The sequence below is a fragment of the Bradyrhizobium sp. KBS0727 genome (assembly GCF_005937885.2).
Lineage (GTDB): Bacteria > Pseudomonadota > Alphaproteobacteria > Rhizobiales > Xanthobacteraceae > Bradyrhizobium.
On the sequence record NZ_CP042176.1, the window covers coordinates 2609026 to 2624311 of the forward strand.

Below are 15286 nucleotides of genomic sequence, written 5' to 3' on the forward strand. Positions count from 1 at the left end.
TCAACGACAGCATCATGTGCTGCCACTGAGACAGCCCTGCCGAATGACAGGGCGAGAGCGTAAAGAGGAGAAAGGCGACTAGCGTCCTTTGATTCGGTTCATCAAACAGATCGCATCGTGCAGGCGACCCGCATCGTAAAGCAGCTGGTCCATGTCCATGGAAATTTCCACACCTTGGTCGAGGCTACCGGCCTTGGCACAGGCCTCCGCCGCCTTTGCAACCTGCACCGCCTCCGTCAGCTTGGTGTGTATTTCGCCAAAGCAAATTTTTATGGTTTCGTTGAGGGCCGCTGTATCCATTGAATAACCTCCTTGACGGCGGTCAGTAGCGCTCCAACGCCGCGGGAAGTCGAGCGGAATGGTGGATAATCTTGTGGCGAAGATTCGGTCGTTCGGATCACGATATGATCGTGGGTAGGAAACCCTGCCACCTACCTTACGGAGTTTTTGCGGCCCTAGGCGGTGATTTGCCGGCCACCAAATCTCGCAGCAGCCTGACCGGATCGGCCCCGATGGCTCGAACCACCGCCACAAACTCGATGACGTCCAGCCGCCGCTCGCCGCCTTCATATTTGGCCACAAACGATTGCGGCCGCCCAAGCCGGCGGGCAAGCGCGTGTTGCGTCAGCCCGGCCGCCTTGCGTGCTGCAATCATCAGGGCGCAAAAAGCCGTCTGGTCGGCCGAATGAACGGTCTTGCCGATGCCGCGGGAAGGGGTCATTGCCCAGGCAGGCTGATCCCATCATCGGATTATCCCAAAACAGGATAATATTAACTCCGATCTGGTCTTCTGGCGCGGCTTTCGCGCTTTGCACTGGATGTCAGGGGCCCAGCCGAGCGAATGCTATCGGACGGGAACACCAAAGACGGCCAGCAAACAACTGGGCCTCACCTCAGCAAGGAGAGATACATGCTACCAGGACAGCGAATTTGGCGGATGCGCAGCCAGCCTAACGGCTCTACGGGTGCGCACGTTTCGGGCGAGTTGTCGAGAACAACGATCTCGTTCACTACCGACGCTAAATCATTCTTTGGCATGGCCTGACGAAATGGGAGAAATAGCGGGGACGTCTGCCAACAAGCAAACTGAGCACGAGGCCACTGTCTACGTTAGGGAGGTGCTCGCTTCTGCCTTGTCGAATGACTACCAAGTCCAGCAAGGCGCGAGCCTTCTGTACCGAATCGAAATCGACGGCACCGGAAAGATCAGCAACGATGGAGAGGGGGCGCCACGGCGCGGCCAGTACGCTTTTCAGACCGACGTCCTCGTTAGCAAGGCTGAAATTCCCCTCGTCGTGGTCGAGTTGAAGTCGGGAACCTTTTCGTCCCACGACGTCATCACCTACTCTTTTAAAGCGCAACGTCACAAGCAAGTATATCCCTATCTCCGTTACGGATTTGCGGTAGTTGGATTGGAAGCGCTTGGGCGACGTTTTGTGACACATAACGAGGGGTTCGACTTCGCCGTGGCACTCCCGACAGCTTCCTGTGTTGAAACCGAACTGGTTGCGATCGTCCGTCGTCAGGTCACGTACGCCGAACGGATGATCGCAATGATGGGATCCGGCCGGCTCAGGTTGCGTCGCTACGAGGAAACCGTCGAAATTGACCACTGACCGGATGGCTTCGCGCTAACCGACCCACGAAAGCGAGGCATCGTAGCCCGGCTTGTAGGCCAACGCCTGACTAATGCTATCGACCTGATCGTCGGTCTTGCCTTGCGGAAAAGTCAAAAGCTCGGTCTCCAGGTCTGCGAGAAACCGTGCAGCTTTGGGGAATAGTACAAGCCCCGCTTCGAATTTGGACTGCTGAACATACAGGCGGCCGATCTTGTCCCGCTCGACCGGGATCGGTCTGACTGCATAAGTTCCGGCCTGACGAAGTTCCTGCGCCAAGGCAATTCCGGTAGAGGCATCTTCGATCATAATCACACCGGGCTTGAAGCGTTCCGCTAGCGCCGCAGCGGTCTCTCGCAGCCGAGGGTATTCGTAGCGGCCTCGAGTGACATCGAGCAGGTAAAAGTGCTTTTCATGAATGAGCCACGTCGTGCAGACCGACCAATCGTTCTGGGCACCGTTCTTAGCCGCCGTGTCCCAACTCTGAATGACCTTGGTTCGGTAGGTGCGCTCCGGAGCGACCTCATAATAGCGTAACCACTGCTTCCGGATCATTGCCCCACCAGGAGGGACGGGCGCTTGCTGGTACTGTGCCGCAAAAACGTCCGATCCGACTTCGTTGCGCAGCTTCTCTAGCGTTGCGAGCGATTCATATTCCTGATGCAAGGCCGCACCGACGCGACGTAGATAGTATTTCTCCGGTCCAACCGCTATTTTCTCGTCGGCTTCCGCAATCGCCGGCACGCTGAGAACGGTCCATTCATCTGAGCTTTCCGTCAGGTATCCGGTCAGGTCAAGCAGATGCACCCGCTGCATCACAACGATGATGACGCCCGATTCCTTGTTATCGAGCCGCGATCTGAGAGTGTTTGAGAACCACTGAGTCACTCCGTTTCGAAGCACCTCAGACTGCGCATCCGCCGGCTTTTGCGGGTCGTCGATGATAAACATGTCGCCGCCCATGCCTGTCAAAGCCGCATTGACCGACGTTGATTTCCGATAACCTCTCTGAGTCGTTTTAACATCTGAGTCTGCGGCACGAGCAATGCGCATGTTGGGAAAGGCGCGCCGATACCATGAGGACTCGACGATGGCACGGAAGTCCGCGGCGTGCTTGCCCGACAGCTCGTTGCCATAAGAAATGCCAAATATCTTCAGCCGAGGATTGTGACCAAGCAGAAACGCTGGGAAGATTACTGAGACGGTGAGGGACTTGAGATAACGTGGCGGGAGATTGATAATCAGACGTGTAACCTCGCCCGCGCGGACGCGCTGCAGTTGGTAGGAGATCGCCTCGATATGCCAGTTGGCCATGAATTTGGCGCCGGGATTCAACGTCTGCATGCAGCGATGGAGAAAACTCTTAAAGTCGCTGCGCAAGACAGCGTTGAATAGATCTTGCTCTTTCATGGCTGACCTCCTCCATCCTCAGACGGTTTTTTGAAGTCGCGCAGATAGGCATCCAAAACTTCTTTGTCGTCTTCGCTGAGGTCTGCCTGTGCGGCGTTGCCTGCAGCGGCTGCGTAATAGCGGTTGAGTAGGAATCCCACGCTTTTGATGTTGCCGCGTAGGCAGTCCTCAGCGATTTTTCGCAAAATCGCTTCGAGAAGGATAATTTTGCGGGTCTTGCCGCGCTCATTCAGCACAACCTTGTGCTGAAGCAATTCTTGGAGGATTGTGATTTCGTTTTTGACGCCCTTCTTCCGGCCCTTAGGATTGCCGCTTTGTCCCGGTTTGAATTGGTGGCGGCGAGGGGGCTTCCCGTAACCGACGTCTTCGTCATCATCTTCAAGCCGAAGACGAACGACACGGCGGCGCTTTCGCTTACCGTTATCTGCGGCCATTTGATCCTCCCACTATTGCGAGGGCGCGCTCGGCAGCCACCTCGTCGAAGGTCTGGCCAGTCGCCTTCAAAATGGCGTCGCGTTTGGTAAAATCTTGCCACCGCTTGACGGCGACATCGACATACAGGGGATCAATTTCCAGGCCGTACGCGCGTCGGCCGACTTTTTCAGCGGCGAGGATCGATGTGCCTGACCCCATGAAAAGATCGAGGACGATGTCATTACGCCGCGAGCAATCGCGCATTGCGTCGGCAACAAGTGCGACCGGCTTGACAGTCGGATGAACGGACAGTTCATCGAGCCTTCCGGCCCGAAACGTGTTTACGCCTGAGTATGTCCAGACATTCGAGCGATTTCGACCATGCCGACCGAGCTCAATGTTATTTTGGTGCGGGCCATTCCCATTCTTGAACACGAATATCAGCTCGTGCTGCGAGCGATAGAAACTTCCCTGTCCGGCGTTGGTTTTTGCCCAGACGACAATATTTTTCAGTTCGGCAAAAACGTCTTCGCCCGCAGCGAGAAGTTCCGCAAGGTGACGCCAATCCATGCAAATGTAGTGGATTGATCCATCTTCAGAAAATTGAGCCGCAAGCCTCATCCATTTCTTCAGGAAGGCGACAAATTGAGACGGAGACATCTCGCCGGATGCTAGGGCAAATTCCCGATGCTTGATTTTGCCGCGGCCAACAATTGATTTAATTCGGATATTGTAGGGAGGATCGCTAAATGCCATGGCCGCAAGTCGGCGGCCCATCAAGGCGCGAACGTGTGCGGCCTCACAAGAGTCGCCGCAAAGAATTCGATGGCGGCCGGCTTGCCACAGGTCATCCAGCCGACTGGTTGATTTACTGGCAAGTTGCGGTAGTTCATCGGCAGGGTCGCGTTCGGTATCGACAAAATCGCCCATGAGACTGTCGATTTCACCGGTGTCAAAGCCGGTGATTTCCATCGTCAGCTCGATCTCGGGTAGAAGAATGGCGAGCTCACCAAGCTCGGCTGCTAGAATCTTCCGGTCCCAGGCCGCGTTTGCGGCGATCTTGTTGTCGGCGAGCATAAGCGCGCGTTTTTCGGCATCGCCTAGATGGGCTAACGAGATGACTGGTACCTTCGCCAACCCCAGTCTTTGCGCTGCCAGCCAGCGGCCGACGCCACAGAGGATATTGCCAAGCTCGTCGACTAGAATAGGATAGGTCCACCCGAATCGCCGGATACTGTTGACGATCTGCTCGACTTGCTTCTTAGAATGGGTTCGCGCGTTTCGTTTGCTTGGTCGGAGTTTGCCAGTTGGCATTTCGATGATGGGATGAAGGCACATACAAGCTCCATTCGATTGGAATGCAACTCGCTATATCCAGCATATCGAGATGAGTTGCACCTGCTCCTAGCCCAGTCGAAATGAGGCAACAGGCTGTTGCAGAACGGCCAGCTGTTCTCGGTATGGACGAACGCGTCCGGTCCAACCAGGCTACCGACCCCGATGCGCGATCCCTACGTCCTTAACGTTGGCGAGGCATCCGAGGGATGGGTTCGCGTTGGGTCTTTGTTGGCAGTGAGTCTTTATCTTCGCCGACGATGGGCCGGAGCGGTCGCAGGCTCTTGAAATCGAATGACGCTCATGCGTTGCCGTCCATCGACGATAGTCTCGTTGCGAATACGGATCGACTTGCTCCAACCGCGCTTGCCGGATTTGGCTCTCCGCTTCTTTGGCTTAGGCGAAGCGCGTTGCTTTGTAGCGTCGCGGTTCGGGGCGACTGCAGAAATGCTTTCGCGCGAGGGCACAGTGACGACCTCCACAAAATAGGGAGATGGCATATTAGGAATTGGTGACTGATTCGCGCTAAGGCTAGTCGCTTTATGGCAAAATTACGACCGTCACCCGTGAGACTGACTTACCGGAATACGTATTCCAAAGTTACAAAGCGCATCGGCGACCTTCTGGCGCGACAATCTCTTAAGTGAAGGCTCCCTTCGACCGATTTGCTGTGCGAGGTATTTGAGCGAAGGCAACTCAAGTCCCTCAAGTGCGCTGCAGTCAATAAACCTAACTTCAGGGATCATTTCTTGAGGTAGGTCCAAGCAATTTGGTGTCGCGTGTTCTCGCAGGGAGCGATAGCATTGGCCCTCGGCCTGCATGATCGAGATTACATGATGAACGATGCGCCAATCGAGGTCGCTCGGTTTCAGTGGTAGTTTGGCGGGAATAACTTCTACCGCGCGTAGGACCGTGCCATCTGAAAGTCGAACGATGTTGTCATTGCCCGCCTTGGCGCCGTCTAGCTCAAAAATGCTGAACTGGCGTGCGGCTTCCTCACCCTGACACCTAGCTGTAAACTCGGACGACGTAGCAAGCGATACGACAAAAGATTTCCCAAGTTTTTCGTTTTCGAAGAAAACGCTCAACAATCCGACTTGCTCTCGTGAAGGCAAGCGCAAAGTGCCGACTCGGACTTCGGCAACATCGGCGCCACCGAAGTTTGCATCCTGGGCCAAAACATCAATCGCGTGCGACACAGTTCGTCGTTGGTTCCGTTCACCCTCTCTTAGAAGTGGGTAATGTTGCACGGACAAGGAAGCCTCCCAGCGCTTTTGGCGATAGCCAAGACTCAGCGACGATTCCTGTCAACAAAACGGTCCCCGTCTCGTCTGTCAACGGAATTTTGAGGCTGATCGCTTCGCGTAATGAGCGGTTATGGAACGGTCGCTCCTGGCGGATATTGTTGAAAAACTCGACTGTTGAAGCCGAGGGAGATCGCTGATTCATTTCTCCTTAGTGGGTGGAGATTTGAATCGATGATGGGTCCTCGGCAGATCGATCAGGCGGCACTGTTTTACGAGTTCTCACTTGAGCGACATGTTCCGGCCGGCCACTTGCTGAGGTCAATTGATCGCTTTGTCGATTTGTCAGAGGTTCGGGGCCATCTGGCGCCGTTTTATAGCTCGATCGGCCGGCCTTCGATTGATCCTGAACTGCTCGTCCGGATGCTGCTGGTTGGCTACTGTTACGGCATTCGCTCCGAACGGCGGCTGTGCGAAGAGGTGCACCTGAACCTCGCCTACCGCTGGTTCTGCCGGCTCGGCCTCGATGGCGAGGTGCCGGACCACTCGACCTTCTCCAAGAATAGGCATGGCCGCTTCCGCGATTCTGATTTGCTGCGCAAGCTGTTCGAGGCCGTGGTGCGACGCTGCATGGCAGAAGGGTTGGTTGATGGGACGGCCTTTGCTGTCGATGCAAGCCTGATTGCTGCCGATGCCAACAAGCAGCGCTCTGCTGCCGGGTCTGATGATGTCGACTGGGAGGCCGTCGCCAAGACGCGCCGATCCGTCCGGGAATATCTCGATACCCTGGATGACGCTGCCTGGGGCGCAGCCAGCGAGACGGTACCGAAGTTCATCTCCAGGTCGGATCCGGCCGCGCAATGGACCGGCGCTCACAAAGGGCATGCCTTCTTTGCCTACGCCGACAACTACCTGATCGACCTGAAGGCAGCGATTATCGTCGATGTTGAGGCGGCGCGAGCCATCCGGCAGGCCGAGGTCGGTGCGGCACGCACAATGATTGAGCGCACCGAAGATTGCCTCGGGCTCTGTCCCGACCGCCTGGCTGCCGACAGTGCCTACGGGTCAGCCGAGATGCTGGGGTGGCTGGTCAACGAGCGCGCGATCGAGCCGCACATTCCGGTGTTTGACAAGTCGGCCCGCGACGATGGGACGTTTGTGCGCGGAGACTTCGACTACAATCAGGAAGCCGATATCTACGTCTGTCCAGCCGGCAAGGTGCTGACCTCTACCGGCACTCTGGTGAACGATGGAGCAACACTGCTCTATCGCGCCAGCAAGTATGACTGCGACGGCTGCGAGCTGAAGCCACAGTGTTGTCCGAAAATGCCTGCTCGCAAGGTCCCGCGTTCAATTTACGAGAACGCCCGAGACGTCGCGCGCGATATCGCCAAGACTGAGGCCTACGTGACGTCGCGGCGTGAACGGAAGAAGATCGAGATGCTGTTCGCACATCTCAAGCGCATCCTGCGCCTCGACAGGCTGAGGCTGAGAGGTCCGTTTGGTGCTCAAGACGAGTTCCTCCTCGCTGCCACCGTCCAGAACCTCCGAAAGCTGGCAAAGCTGATCCCGCTGCCCGCCCCAATGCCGGCCTGAGCGCAAACAAACCCACGCACGCCTAATCCCTTGCAACATCCCAATCAGTTGGGCCGCCGACTTCTTCAACACAATCGGCGCAAAGCGGACATTTGGTCAGACGCTCATGCCGGCTAAGTCCCAAAAACGGACATGCCGAAATCAGTGGCGAATGGCTTCCCAACCGATATCGCAGTGAACGCGATCGTCGATCCGCCTAATTTGAATATTCCCAGTAATCGTCTGGAATAGCGCTTCCCATGGCAGCGCGCATGGCATCCCGAAAAAGCTTCGCTGCGGGCATTGGACGAAAAGCTATTGTACGCTCGACAATCAGTCCCTCGTCGTTTTCTTCGATAAGATCGAAACTTTCCAGCTCGTGCCCCTGAATTTTTCCTTTCCACCTCAGTAAGGTTCTTCGGTCATCTAGCTTCCACTCGCCCGTATAGGCGCCTTCTCGCAGAGTGGTCGAGGTCGCGAAAATCTTAGCAACTACCGCGCGACCTTCTGCAGTCCGTATCAACACAGGACTGTGAAAAACAACATTCGGAGCGAGAAGTTTTTCGTAGTCAGCTACGGTAGCGTGACCTGACTCACGCAATTTTCGAATTGCATGCATGGTGAATGGCTCCTCGGACCGATTGAGACTGAACCCGCTTCTCGGTGATCTTTGCTGCGCAGCTCCGTCAGCTCGCCTCGTTTTATCCCTTGAGGCAGGGGAGGCACATGATAGCAGTTCAAACCAGCGAAGAGGATGCCCAATGTTCCCTTTGGGACTGACCGTCCCGGGGGGATGGCGGGCGGCACGCGCGAGAGGCGCGCCATCCACCATATAATTCGACCTCACTGTCATGGGATCATCCTTGCCCACGCTGCTCGGCTGTGTCTTTGCGCCAACCGAGGAGTGTCAGGATCCAGCCTGTTGTAACAACCGTACTCGTTGCCAGCAGTGCCGGGTCGCGATACTGGATGAAGAGCGTCAATAGCGCGGTAATGATGAAAGCGCGCACGAACAGTGTTATTACATAAGCGCGCGACACTTCTCGGATGATCATACCGGATACGATCAACCCGAGCGAGAAGAGAAATACTCCACCGATGCGGAGCCCGAGGTCATCATAGACGTGGTTGCTGAACAGCAGCTGCATCGTCAGCTGCGGCACGAACATCAGAGCCAGACCAACCGGAAGCGTATAGCCGGCGAGGTAATACAGGCTAAGACGTGTTCTTGGTAGTTCGTGGTGTTTGGCAGACGTAGCGGTCACAGAAGTGCTAGATAGCGCGGTCATGGCAGTTCTCCTTGTTGGATCACAGATGCTTGGACTTAAAATCCTGAATTGACACGACGGGCCCAATCGACGGTCGCCGGCGCATGAGACCAAGACTCTCGAGAGGTACTCGTACGGGCTTCGACGGCTTTGACTGAGTTGGTGAATGCCGTTTTCAAGACCCTCCTGCCGACCGTCCCGAGTACAAGACCCAGAAGCCATCCTTTCAAGTTCTTGCCGTCCCGTACGACAACAACATCAATGTCAGTGCTACCGTCTGGGCGGCGGGTGAAAGTGTAAGTGTGCCCCGAGGAACCGCCCCATACATTGGAGTCGGTGGTTGTAAGTACGACATGGTTGGGATCCGACCAGTCATAGTGCAGGCGTTCCCAGACGCCTCCCGAGCCTTCAGTGACGTCGGCCTCCGACAGGCCCCTCTGATGCACTTTGAGGTACTCGTCGGCACTGTTGCCAAAGAGTTTCGAACGGCCGGGTCCAAAGTAGGTGAGCGCAGCGATGTATTGCTCCGCTGTTATACTTGTCGTCCGATGGAGATGAATAGTTGCCATGAGAGCCTCCTGTTTCGTTTGTTTGAAACGATCCTGATCTCTTCAATTCGAGATAGGGTTGCTCCGGTGCACGAGGACGCGATCACCTTCGCGGCTGATTTCGATTCCGCTCGCTGGTGCCGGTGTCGAGAGAACCACCCGCTGCCCTGGTGAAAGGATAGACACGACTCGAATTGGCGTTCCGGCTTCGCCCTCTGCCAGCGTCGTGACGACGTGAAACCCGTCACGCTCGACCGTGTAGTAAGCGACGCCCGATACTCCGCCGAGATCGATGCTCTTGGCTTCGATCGGACGCAGACCATCGGCGTGGGCCGGCCCAACGAAAGCGAGCGCAACTGTGGTGGCGAAAAGTGCTCTGCGAATTTGGGTGGTTGTCTGATGAAGGCGGCTCGTAAACATTTGCGTTCTCCTCATTTCAGGTGATTGATCAAAATCGGTGGCTCAGGGTTTGGAGCTCGCCACCGTACATTCGCTGACGGCGGATCTCCGGTGATGGCTACGCGCTCAGGTGTCCGCTCTGACGGACGTTGTAGCGAGGCGCTGGAATGGAGTTTGAAAGTTTGCCGGACATCGTGCGGCGCGCCTCGTTGAACCGGTCCCACTCGGCCTGGCTCGGCAACGACGGAATGGTCACGGCTTCACCAATGTCGAGACCGGCCAATGCCGCGTCGACCATGTCGTCGGCAGACATCACGATCTCGCCCGGGAGCTGGTGGACGGGCTTGCCTGCAATGTCCCAAAACTCCGTGGCGGTGGCACCCGGCAGAACGGTTTGGATGCGGAGGCCTTTGTCAGCGAACTCGTGAACAAGCGACTGGCCAAGTGCCAGTACAAAAGCCTTGGTGCCACCATAGACGCCGTTCAACAGTTCCGGCGCGATCGCGACAATCGAGGATACGTTGATCAATGTGCCGCCACCGCGAGCGACAAATCCAGGGACCGCCGCATAGGTAAGGCGCGCGAGTGCGGTGACGTTCAGATGGATCATATCCTCCATCTTGTCGACGTTGGCATCGAGCAATGGTACCGCAGAGCCCACGCCCGCGTTATTGACCAGCGTGGTGATCCGGGCATCGCTGCGCAGGATGTCCTCGATGCGCCGCAGGTCAGCCGAAGAAGTGAGATCGGCCTCGACCGTTTCCACGCTTCGCCCGGTTACATTGCGGAGCCGACGCGCCAGCGTTGCGAGTCGCGTCTTGTTGCGCGCGACAAGAATGAGGTCGTAGCCTCTTTTCGCCAGCCGGTCGGCGTAGATCGCGCCGATGCCGCTTGATGCGCCAGTAACGAGGGCGGTGCCGTTGGCTTGGGTCGTAGTCATCTTCATCTCCTCTGGGTGGACCCTTTCCGTGGTCGCGCATCGGAGATAGACCCTTTCAAAACGGCCGGGTATCTGGCAAAATCGAGATATATCCTTCCAAAATATGGAAACGTGAAATGGATCGTTTCGAGGCCATGTCGATCGTTCTGGCGGTAGCCGAGGCCGGCAGCCTGTCGGCAGCGGCGCGCCATCAGAAGGCGCCACTTGCGACCGTGAGCCGAAAGGTGTCCGAGCTCGAAGCGCACCTGCAAACCAAACTGTTCAACCGATCGAGCCGCATGCTTGTGCCAACCGACGCGGGGCGTTCCTACATCGCCGCCGCGAAGCGCATCCTCGCAGATGTAGCCGAGGCCGAGCGCGCGGCCTCTGGCGAGTACACGACGCCTCGAGGTGATCTGGTCGTGTCGGCACCCGTCGCAATGGGCCGCTTGCATTTGCAGCCAGTCATTGTGGAGTTTCTGGCGAAATTCCCGGACGTCGATGTCCAGCTTGGTCTGCAGGATCGCCCGGTCAATTTCTGGGAAGAGCAAATCGATGTTGCCCTTCGGATTGGCGAACTTACCGACAGCAGCTTGATCGCGGTGAAGGCTGGAGAAATTCGTCGCGTGATGTGCGCGAGCCCGGACTATCTGAAATCGCGCGGAACGCCTCGATCGCCGGACGACCTCTCCATCCACGACTGCATCACCTATCCAGCGATGCATTCCCCCTCACTGTGGAGGCTCAAACGCGACAAGACGGAATACGCCGTGCCGATACGATCCCGGCTCGTTGTGAGCAACACGGAGTCGGCCTTTGATGCCGCTCGCGCGGGCCTGGGACTCACAGTTGTGTTTTCCTACCAGGTTTCCGAATTGATTAGATCGGGCGGGCTCATTCCGGTACTTCAGGACTTTCAGCCGCCGCCGCAACCCGTCAATTTTGTCTATTCTCCAAATCGCTTCATGCCGGTCAAATTGCGCGCATTTCTTGATTTGGTGGTACCGCGCTTCAAGGCTCGTCTCGGCAGCATGGCCAAACAGGTCGCGTTACGCGAGCGCCCGGACCGCACGTCGCCCAAATAAGACAAACGGTCAAGTACTCCACTCGACGGATGCCGTTGGCGTTTATCCGACGGCTTCAATTGACCCCCTCCAACGTGGGCAGCGCTACCTCGCGCGGCTGAAACGTGCACGGAAAAGCGGTGTGCAGGCTGAAAATGTCTAAGGGGTCAAAAGTTGATGTGGAGGGTATGTCCGCTTTGCTACGCAATACAGAGAGCCTGAGCAGGTGGCGGTCGGGCAACCAGTGACGCGCGCCGCCTCAGGTTCTGAGCGAAAGCAACCGGAACAAACGCGTCCTGGGCGCCTCGTGGACCACGCAATCGAAGTCGACCGAGCTTATTGACATCCGGGTTTGGCTCCACGGCGAAATTCCAGTCGAAATCTCCGCCTTGATTGAAGAACCACGTCTCGGTGATCAAAATGCGGGCCTCAGATCGTCGTCGCCCGCTTCGAGCAAGAGGACCTGTGCGTCGCGGTTTTCGGCGAGGCGGCCGCCACAACCGAACCGGATGCTCCGGAGCCGATGACGACATAGTCGTAGCTCGAGCGCAGCCCGGTACGGCGGGCAGTCTAATTGGCGGAAACGGGGAGCAACTTGTCTGCGGCTTTGGATACGATCTCCGTAGCCAAGCCAAGGCCAGATACACGCTGAATGAACGTCGATTGATCGAGTTCTCCTGTGAGAAGTTGCCCCTCCAGCAGAGCGAATTTCACGCCCCTCGAAGCGGAATCTGTCTCAAACATGGCGCTCCTCCTCCCCTTTGCCGTACCTTGTCTGGTACAGCATCCCAGAAGAGGTCGTCCAATGCGCACGTGAGATATTGAAATCCTTTACCGGCGAGTGCTCCTCTCGGAGCACATAACCCGCAAGGTAGTCGGCCAACGAGCCGATTGCGATAGACGCAATGCCGAAGAACGCCATCACGGCTTCAAAGTAAGTAATGTCCATTGGTGCTGTCCTTTCTCTATCTCTACAAAATGTACTCGATCAAATTCGAGTCATTCTCCAACGCTCGGTTTCATTGCGGTTCTTTGAGAACCGGCTCACTTAAGCGAGGTAGCCGGCGATGCCATCCCACAGTAATTTCAATGCCGTCACGACCAGCAATCCGTAGCAGGCGCGATAGATCTGACGTTGATCCAGAGAGCCGTGAAGTCGCCAGCCCATCCACACACCCGCTGGAATTGCCGGCAGGCAGATCGCCATCAGCATCCAGATGTCGGTGGTCGGTCTCACGATTAGCAGCCATGGCACTGCCTTGATTGCGTTGCCAACGGTGAAGAACAAACTCGTCGTTCCCGCATAGACGTCCTTGCCAAGGCCGAGTGGCAGGAGATACATCGCGAGTGGCGGGCCTCCCGAGTGCGCCACCATTGTGGTAACTCCCGAAGCGAGGCCGGCCGTGATCGCCTTTGGCGTTGAACGCGGACGGACGATCACTTCCGCGCCTGCAAAAAGCCAGAGGCCGACAAAGACCAGGGTCATCACCGCCATCACGATGGCAATGGCCCGGTGATCTAGAAAGCGAAACAGCAAATATCCGAGCCCTATGCCGGACACGAGCCCCGGCAGAAGGAGTGCGAGATCTGGCCGCGACCAAGTCGAAGGCCGCCAATAGCGCAGCGCGAACAGATCCATCGCGATGAACAGGGGCGCGAGCAAGCCACCCGCAGTGACCGGGTCCATCACCATCGACAGCAGTGGGATGCCGACGATGGAAAATCCGCCGCCGAACGCTCCCTTCATGAAGCAAATCAGAAACACGCCGGCAAAGGTGACCATGATCGTGCCGACTGTCAGTTGCATGTGCGTAGCAAGGACTGCAGACATTCCGACCTCCAATGGTTGCGTTAAGGCCAAAGGTCCTCCCTCGGCGCAGCGCTCGTTCGAGCGGGCCGTTGGTCCTTGACCGCAAAATCTCGTTTGATTCCGATATACTCGATGCTTGCTTGAGAGAATGATCCGATACATTTCTCGGTACAATGATAAAATTGAACTCAGTTAAATAAACATTGAACTCGGTACAATCCATGTCAAAGTCTGAATATCTGAAGTTAGCCGACACCGTTGCCTCGGAGATCGCGAACGGCGTTCTCAAGCCGGGCGAACGCCTGCCGCCACAACGTAATTTTGCCTACGACAGAGGAATCGCCGTTTCGACAGCGAGCCGCGTATACGCAGAGCTCATGCGCCGGGGCCTCGTTGTCGGTGAAGTGGGGCGGGGTACGTTCATCTCCGGTGATGCCAAGCGCGGCGTGGCGGCAGCAAGCGAGCCGCGCGGTATCCGGACGGACTTCGAGTTCAATTACCCGATGCTGCCCGAGCAAACCGGCCTCATTGCAAAAAGCTTGGACGGTCTTGAGAAGCCCGCTGCGCTCGATGCCGCACTGAGACAGGCTACCAGCATTGGCACGCCGACGATGCGACGCATTGCAGCCGAGTATTTGTCTCAAAGCGAATGGCTGCCAGCGCCCCAGCAACTGGTCTTCACCGGCAATGGACGGCAAAGCATTGCCGCGGCGCTTGCGGCTGTCGTTCCTATTGGCGGCCGCTGCGGCGTGGAGGCTTTGACCTATCCCTTCATTAAGGGCATCGCAGCCCGGCTGGGGATCTCGCTGGTCTCGCTGGCGATGGACGAAAACGGTGTACGGCCTGACTCCGTACAAAAAGCACATCGAGAGTCCCACCTCTCGGCCATTTACATTCAGCCTACGATCCAGAACCCGCTAGGCACGACAATGCCTCCAGCGCGCCGTGCAGATATCGTGCGGGTTGTGGAAAAGCTTGGCCTCCCGATCTTAGAGGACAATGTCTATGGTTTCCTCGGCGACGAACCACCCCTTGCTGCGATCGCACCGGATTCATGCATCGTCATTGATAGTCTTTCCAAAAAAGTTGCGCCGGGCCTGACGCTGGGCTTCATCTTGCCCCCCCAACGGCTGCGCGAAAGCATGATGGCTTCGGTGCGCTCGGGCGGATGGACTGCATCGGGTTTTGCGTTCGCGGCGGCAGAGCGGTTGATGGGTGACGGCACAGTTGCCGAGCTCACGAGACTTAAGCGCCTCGATGCGCGAGCGCGGCAAAAAATAGCAATCCGTCGTCTTTCCGACTTCGAAATTCAGACCAACGAGAAATGCTATCACTTGTGGTTGACGCTGCCGGCGCATTGGCGCTCGCAGACATTCGTTGCGGCCGCGGCCAAGCGCGACATTGCCTTGACACCCTCTACGACGTTTGCGGCCACTCCGGGACATGCCCCGAATGCAGTAAGACTGGCATTGGCGGCTCCAACCATGGATCAGTTGGATGCAGGATTGCTCACCCTCGTTGCTATGCTCAATGGCACCGAAGCCGATTTCGATTCGACGGAATGAACCAAGCGTTGGCCGTTAGGAGTACGACAATTCTTCGAGGTTACCGGCGGCGTTATGCGGGTAAGAAGCTCAATGGAAAGATTTTGACGGCGGCGGCGACTGGTTGCTCGTTGGAACTG

17 protein-coding genes are annotated in these 15286 nt (G+C 56.9%); 4 read left to right on the forward strand and 13 right to left on the reverse strand.

Features of this window, described 5'->3' with window-relative positions:
• Positions 1-78: 78 nt before the first annotated feature.
• Together FFI89_RS11770 and FFI89_RS11775 are read right to left on the reverse strand one after the other, a co-directional pair.
• Positions 79-300 carry a hypothetical protein gene (locus FFI89_RS11770; RefSeq protein ID WP_138836667.1) on the reverse strand — a complete coding sequence of 74 codons (222 nt, stop codon included), beginning with the start codon at positions 298-300 and terminating at the stop codon, positions 79-81.
• Between the two features lie 136 nt (positions 301-436).
• Complete coding sequence (locus FFI89_RS11775) at positions 437-721, reverse strand: helix-turn-helix domain-containing protein (protein ID WP_138836669.1); 285 nt, start codon at positions 719-721, stop codon at positions 437-439.
• Positions 722-1133: 412 nt separating this feature from the next.
• Between FFI89_RS11775 and FFI89_RS11780 the strand changes: the two genes are divergently transcribed.
• Entirely contained in the window at positions 1134-1616 is a 483-nt protein-coding gene (locus FFI89_RS11780; protein ID WP_138836671.1) for a hypothetical protein, read from the forward strand.
• Positions 1617-1631: 15 nt separating this feature from the next.
• On the opposite strand, the gene terL is transcribed toward FFI89_RS11780, so the two are convergent.
• The 4 genes from terL to FFI89_RS11800 form a co-directional block, all read right to left on the reverse strand.
• Complete coding sequence (terL, locus tag FFI89_RS11785; protein ID WP_138836673.1) at positions 1632-3026, reverse strand: phage terminase large subunit; 1395 nt, start codon at positions 3024-3026, stop codon at positions 1632-1634.
• Complete coding sequence (locus FFI89_RS11790) at positions 3023-3460, reverse strand: DUF5681 domain-containing protein (protein WP_138836675.1); 438 nt, start codon at positions 3458-3460, stop codon at positions 3023-3025. Before FFI89_RS11790 ends, terL begins: the two co-directional genes overlap by 4 nt.
• The gene (locus FFI89_RS11795) at positions 3447-4778 is read right to left on the reverse strand and encodes a DNA methyltransferase (RefSeq protein ID WP_138836677.1); all 1332 of its coding nucleotides are present in this window, start codon (positions 4776-4778) and stop codon (positions 3447-3449) included. The genes FFI89_RS11790 and FFI89_RS11795 overlap by 14 nt, the downstream gene beginning before the upstream one ends.
• A 557-nt stretch (positions 4779-5335) precedes the next feature.
• A complete protein-coding gene (locus FFI89_RS11800; RefSeq protein ID WP_138836679.1) occupies positions 5336-6031 on the reverse strand; it encodes a hypothetical protein in 696 nt (231 codons plus the stop codon).
• A 222-nt stretch (positions 6032-6253) separates the two neighbouring features.
• Between FFI89_RS11800 and FFI89_RS11805 the strand changes: the two genes are divergently transcribed.
• On the forward strand, positions 6254-7615 hold the full coding sequence (locus FFI89_RS11805) for an IS1182 family transposase (RefSeq protein ID WP_138836681.1): 1362 nt from the start codon (positions 6254-6256) through the stop codon (positions 7613-7615).
• 196 nt (positions 7616-7811) lie between these two features.
• Here FFI89_RS11805 and FFI89_RS11810 read toward each other — a convergent pair whose 3' ends face one another.
• From FFI89_RS11810 to FFI89_RS11830, 4 genes are all read right to left on the reverse strand, one after another.
• Positions 7812-8213: a hypothetical protein gene (locus FFI89_RS11810; RefSeq protein WP_138836683.1), complete on the reverse strand. Its 402-nt coding sequence runs from the start codon at positions 8211-8213 to the stop codon at positions 7812-7814.
• A gap of 238 nt (positions 8214-8451) precedes the next feature.
• Entirely contained in the window at positions 8452-8883 is a 432-nt protein-coding gene (locus FFI89_RS11815; RefSeq protein WP_138836685.1) for a hypothetical protein, read from the reverse strand.
• Between the two features lie 590 nt (positions 8884-9473).
• The gene (locus FFI89_RS11825) at positions 9474-9830 is read right to left on the reverse strand and encodes a hypothetical protein (RefSeq protein ID WP_138836689.1); all 357 of its coding nucleotides are present in this window, start codon (positions 9828-9830) and stop codon (positions 9474-9476) included.
• Between the two features lie 97 nt (positions 9831-9927).
• Positions 9928-10749: an SDR family oxidoreductase gene (locus tag FFI89_RS11830; protein ID WP_138839171.1), complete on the reverse strand. Its 822-nt coding sequence runs from the start codon at positions 10747-10749 to the stop codon at positions 9928-9930.
• Positions 10750-10865: 116 nt separating this feature from the next.
• Here FFI89_RS11830 and FFI89_RS11835 point away from each other — a divergent pair, with 116 nt between their 5' ends.
• A complete protein-coding gene (locus FFI89_RS11835) occupies positions 10866-11813 on the forward strand; it encodes a LysR family transcriptional regulator (RefSeq protein ID WP_138836691.1) in 948 nt (315 codons plus the stop codon).
• Between the two features lie 549 nt (positions 11814-12362).
• Here the strand turns inward: FFI89_RS11835 and FFI89_RS34315 are convergent.
• The 3 genes from FFI89_RS34315 to FFI89_RS11845 form a co-directional block, all read right to left on the reverse strand.
• A complete protein-coding gene (locus FFI89_RS34315) occupies positions 12363-12536 on the reverse strand; it encodes a hypothetical protein (RefSeq protein WP_168212868.1) in 174 nt (57 codons plus the stop codon).
• The gene (locus FFI89_RS11840) at positions 12529-12741 is read right to left on the reverse strand and encodes a hypothetical protein (RefSeq protein ID WP_138836695.1); all 213 of its coding nucleotides are present in this window, start codon (positions 12739-12741) and stop codon (positions 12529-12531) included. Before FFI89_RS11840 ends, FFI89_RS34315 begins: the two co-directional genes overlap by 8 nt.
• Before the next feature lie 99 nt (positions 12742-12840).
• On the reverse strand, positions 12841-13599 hold the full coding sequence (locus tag FFI89_RS11845) for a sulfite exporter TauE/SafE family protein (RefSeq protein WP_138839173.1): 759 nt from the start codon (positions 13597-13599) through the stop codon (positions 12841-12843).
• A 224-nt stretch (positions 13600-13823) separates the two neighbouring features.
• On the opposite strand from FFI89_RS11845, the gene FFI89_RS11850 reads away from it, so the two are divergent.
• Positions 13824-15167: a PLP-dependent aminotransferase family protein gene (locus FFI89_RS11850; protein WP_138836697.1), complete on the forward strand. Its 1344-nt coding sequence runs from the start codon at positions 13824-13826 to the stop codon at positions 15165-15167.
• Positions 15168-15286 lie beyond the last annotated feature (119 nt).

Excerpts from the sequence above, each read along its gene's own strand:
- FFI89_RS11770 (WP_138836667.1), bottom strand. The coding sequence starts at position 300 with ATGGATACAGCGGCCCTCAACGAAACCATAAAAATTTGCTTTGGCGAA.
- FFI89_RS11775 (WP_138836669.1), bottom strand. The coding sequence starts at position 721 with ATGACCCCTTCCCGCGGCATCGGCAAGACCGTTCATTCGGCCGACCAG.
- terL (WP_138836673.1), bottom strand. The coding sequence starts at position 3,026 with ATGAAAGAGCAAGATCTATTCAACGCTGTCTTGCGCAGCGACTTTAAG.
- FFI89_RS11790 (WP_138836675.1), bottom strand. The coding sequence starts at position 3,460 with ATGGCCGCAGATAACGGTAAGCGAAAGCGCCGCCGTGTCGTTCGTCTT.
- FFI89_RS11795 (WP_138836677.1), bottom strand. The coding sequence starts at position 4,778 with ATGTGCCTTCATCCCATCATCGAAATGCCAACTGGCAAACTCCGACCA.
- FFI89_RS11805 (WP_138836681.1), top strand. The coding sequence starts at position 6,254 with ATGATGGGTCCTCGGCAGATCGATCAGGCGGCACTGTTTTACGAGTTC.
- FFI89_RS11810 (WP_138836683.1), bottom strand. The coding sequence starts at position 8,213 with ATGCATGCAATTCGAAAATTGCGTGAGTCAGGTCACGCTACCGTAGCT.
- FFI89_RS11815 (WP_138836685.1), bottom strand. The coding sequence starts at position 8,883 with ATGACCGCGCTATCTAGCACTTCTGTGACCGCTACGTCTGCCAAACAC.
- FFI89_RS11825 (WP_138836689.1), bottom strand. The coding sequence starts at position 9,830 with ATGTTTACGAGCCGCCTTCATCAGACAACCACCCAAATTCGCAGAGCA.
- FFI89_RS11830 (WP_138839171.1), bottom strand. The coding sequence starts at position 10,749 with ATGACTACGACCCAAGCCAACGGCACCGCCCTCGTTACTGGCGCATCA.
- FFI89_RS11835 (WP_138836691.1), top strand. The coding sequence starts at position 10,866 with ATGGATCGTTTCGAGGCCATGTCGATCGTTCTGGCGGTAGCCGAGGCC.
- FFI89_RS34315 (WP_168212868.1), bottom strand. The coding sequence starts at position 12,536 with ATGTTTGAGACAGATTCCGCTTCGAGGGGCGTGAAATTCGCTCTGCTG.
- FFI89_RS11840 (WP_138836695.1), bottom strand. The coding sequence starts at position 12,741 with ATGGACATTACTTACTTTGAAGCCGTGATGGCGTTCTTCGGCATTGCG.
- FFI89_RS11845 (WP_138839173.1), bottom strand. The coding sequence starts at position 13,599 with ATGCAACTGACAGTCGGCACGATCATGGTCACCTTTGCCGGCGTGTTT.
- FFI89_RS11850 (WP_138836697.1), top strand. The coding sequence starts at position 13,824 with ATGTCAAAGTCTGAATATCTGAAGTTAGCCGACACCGTTGCCTCGGAG.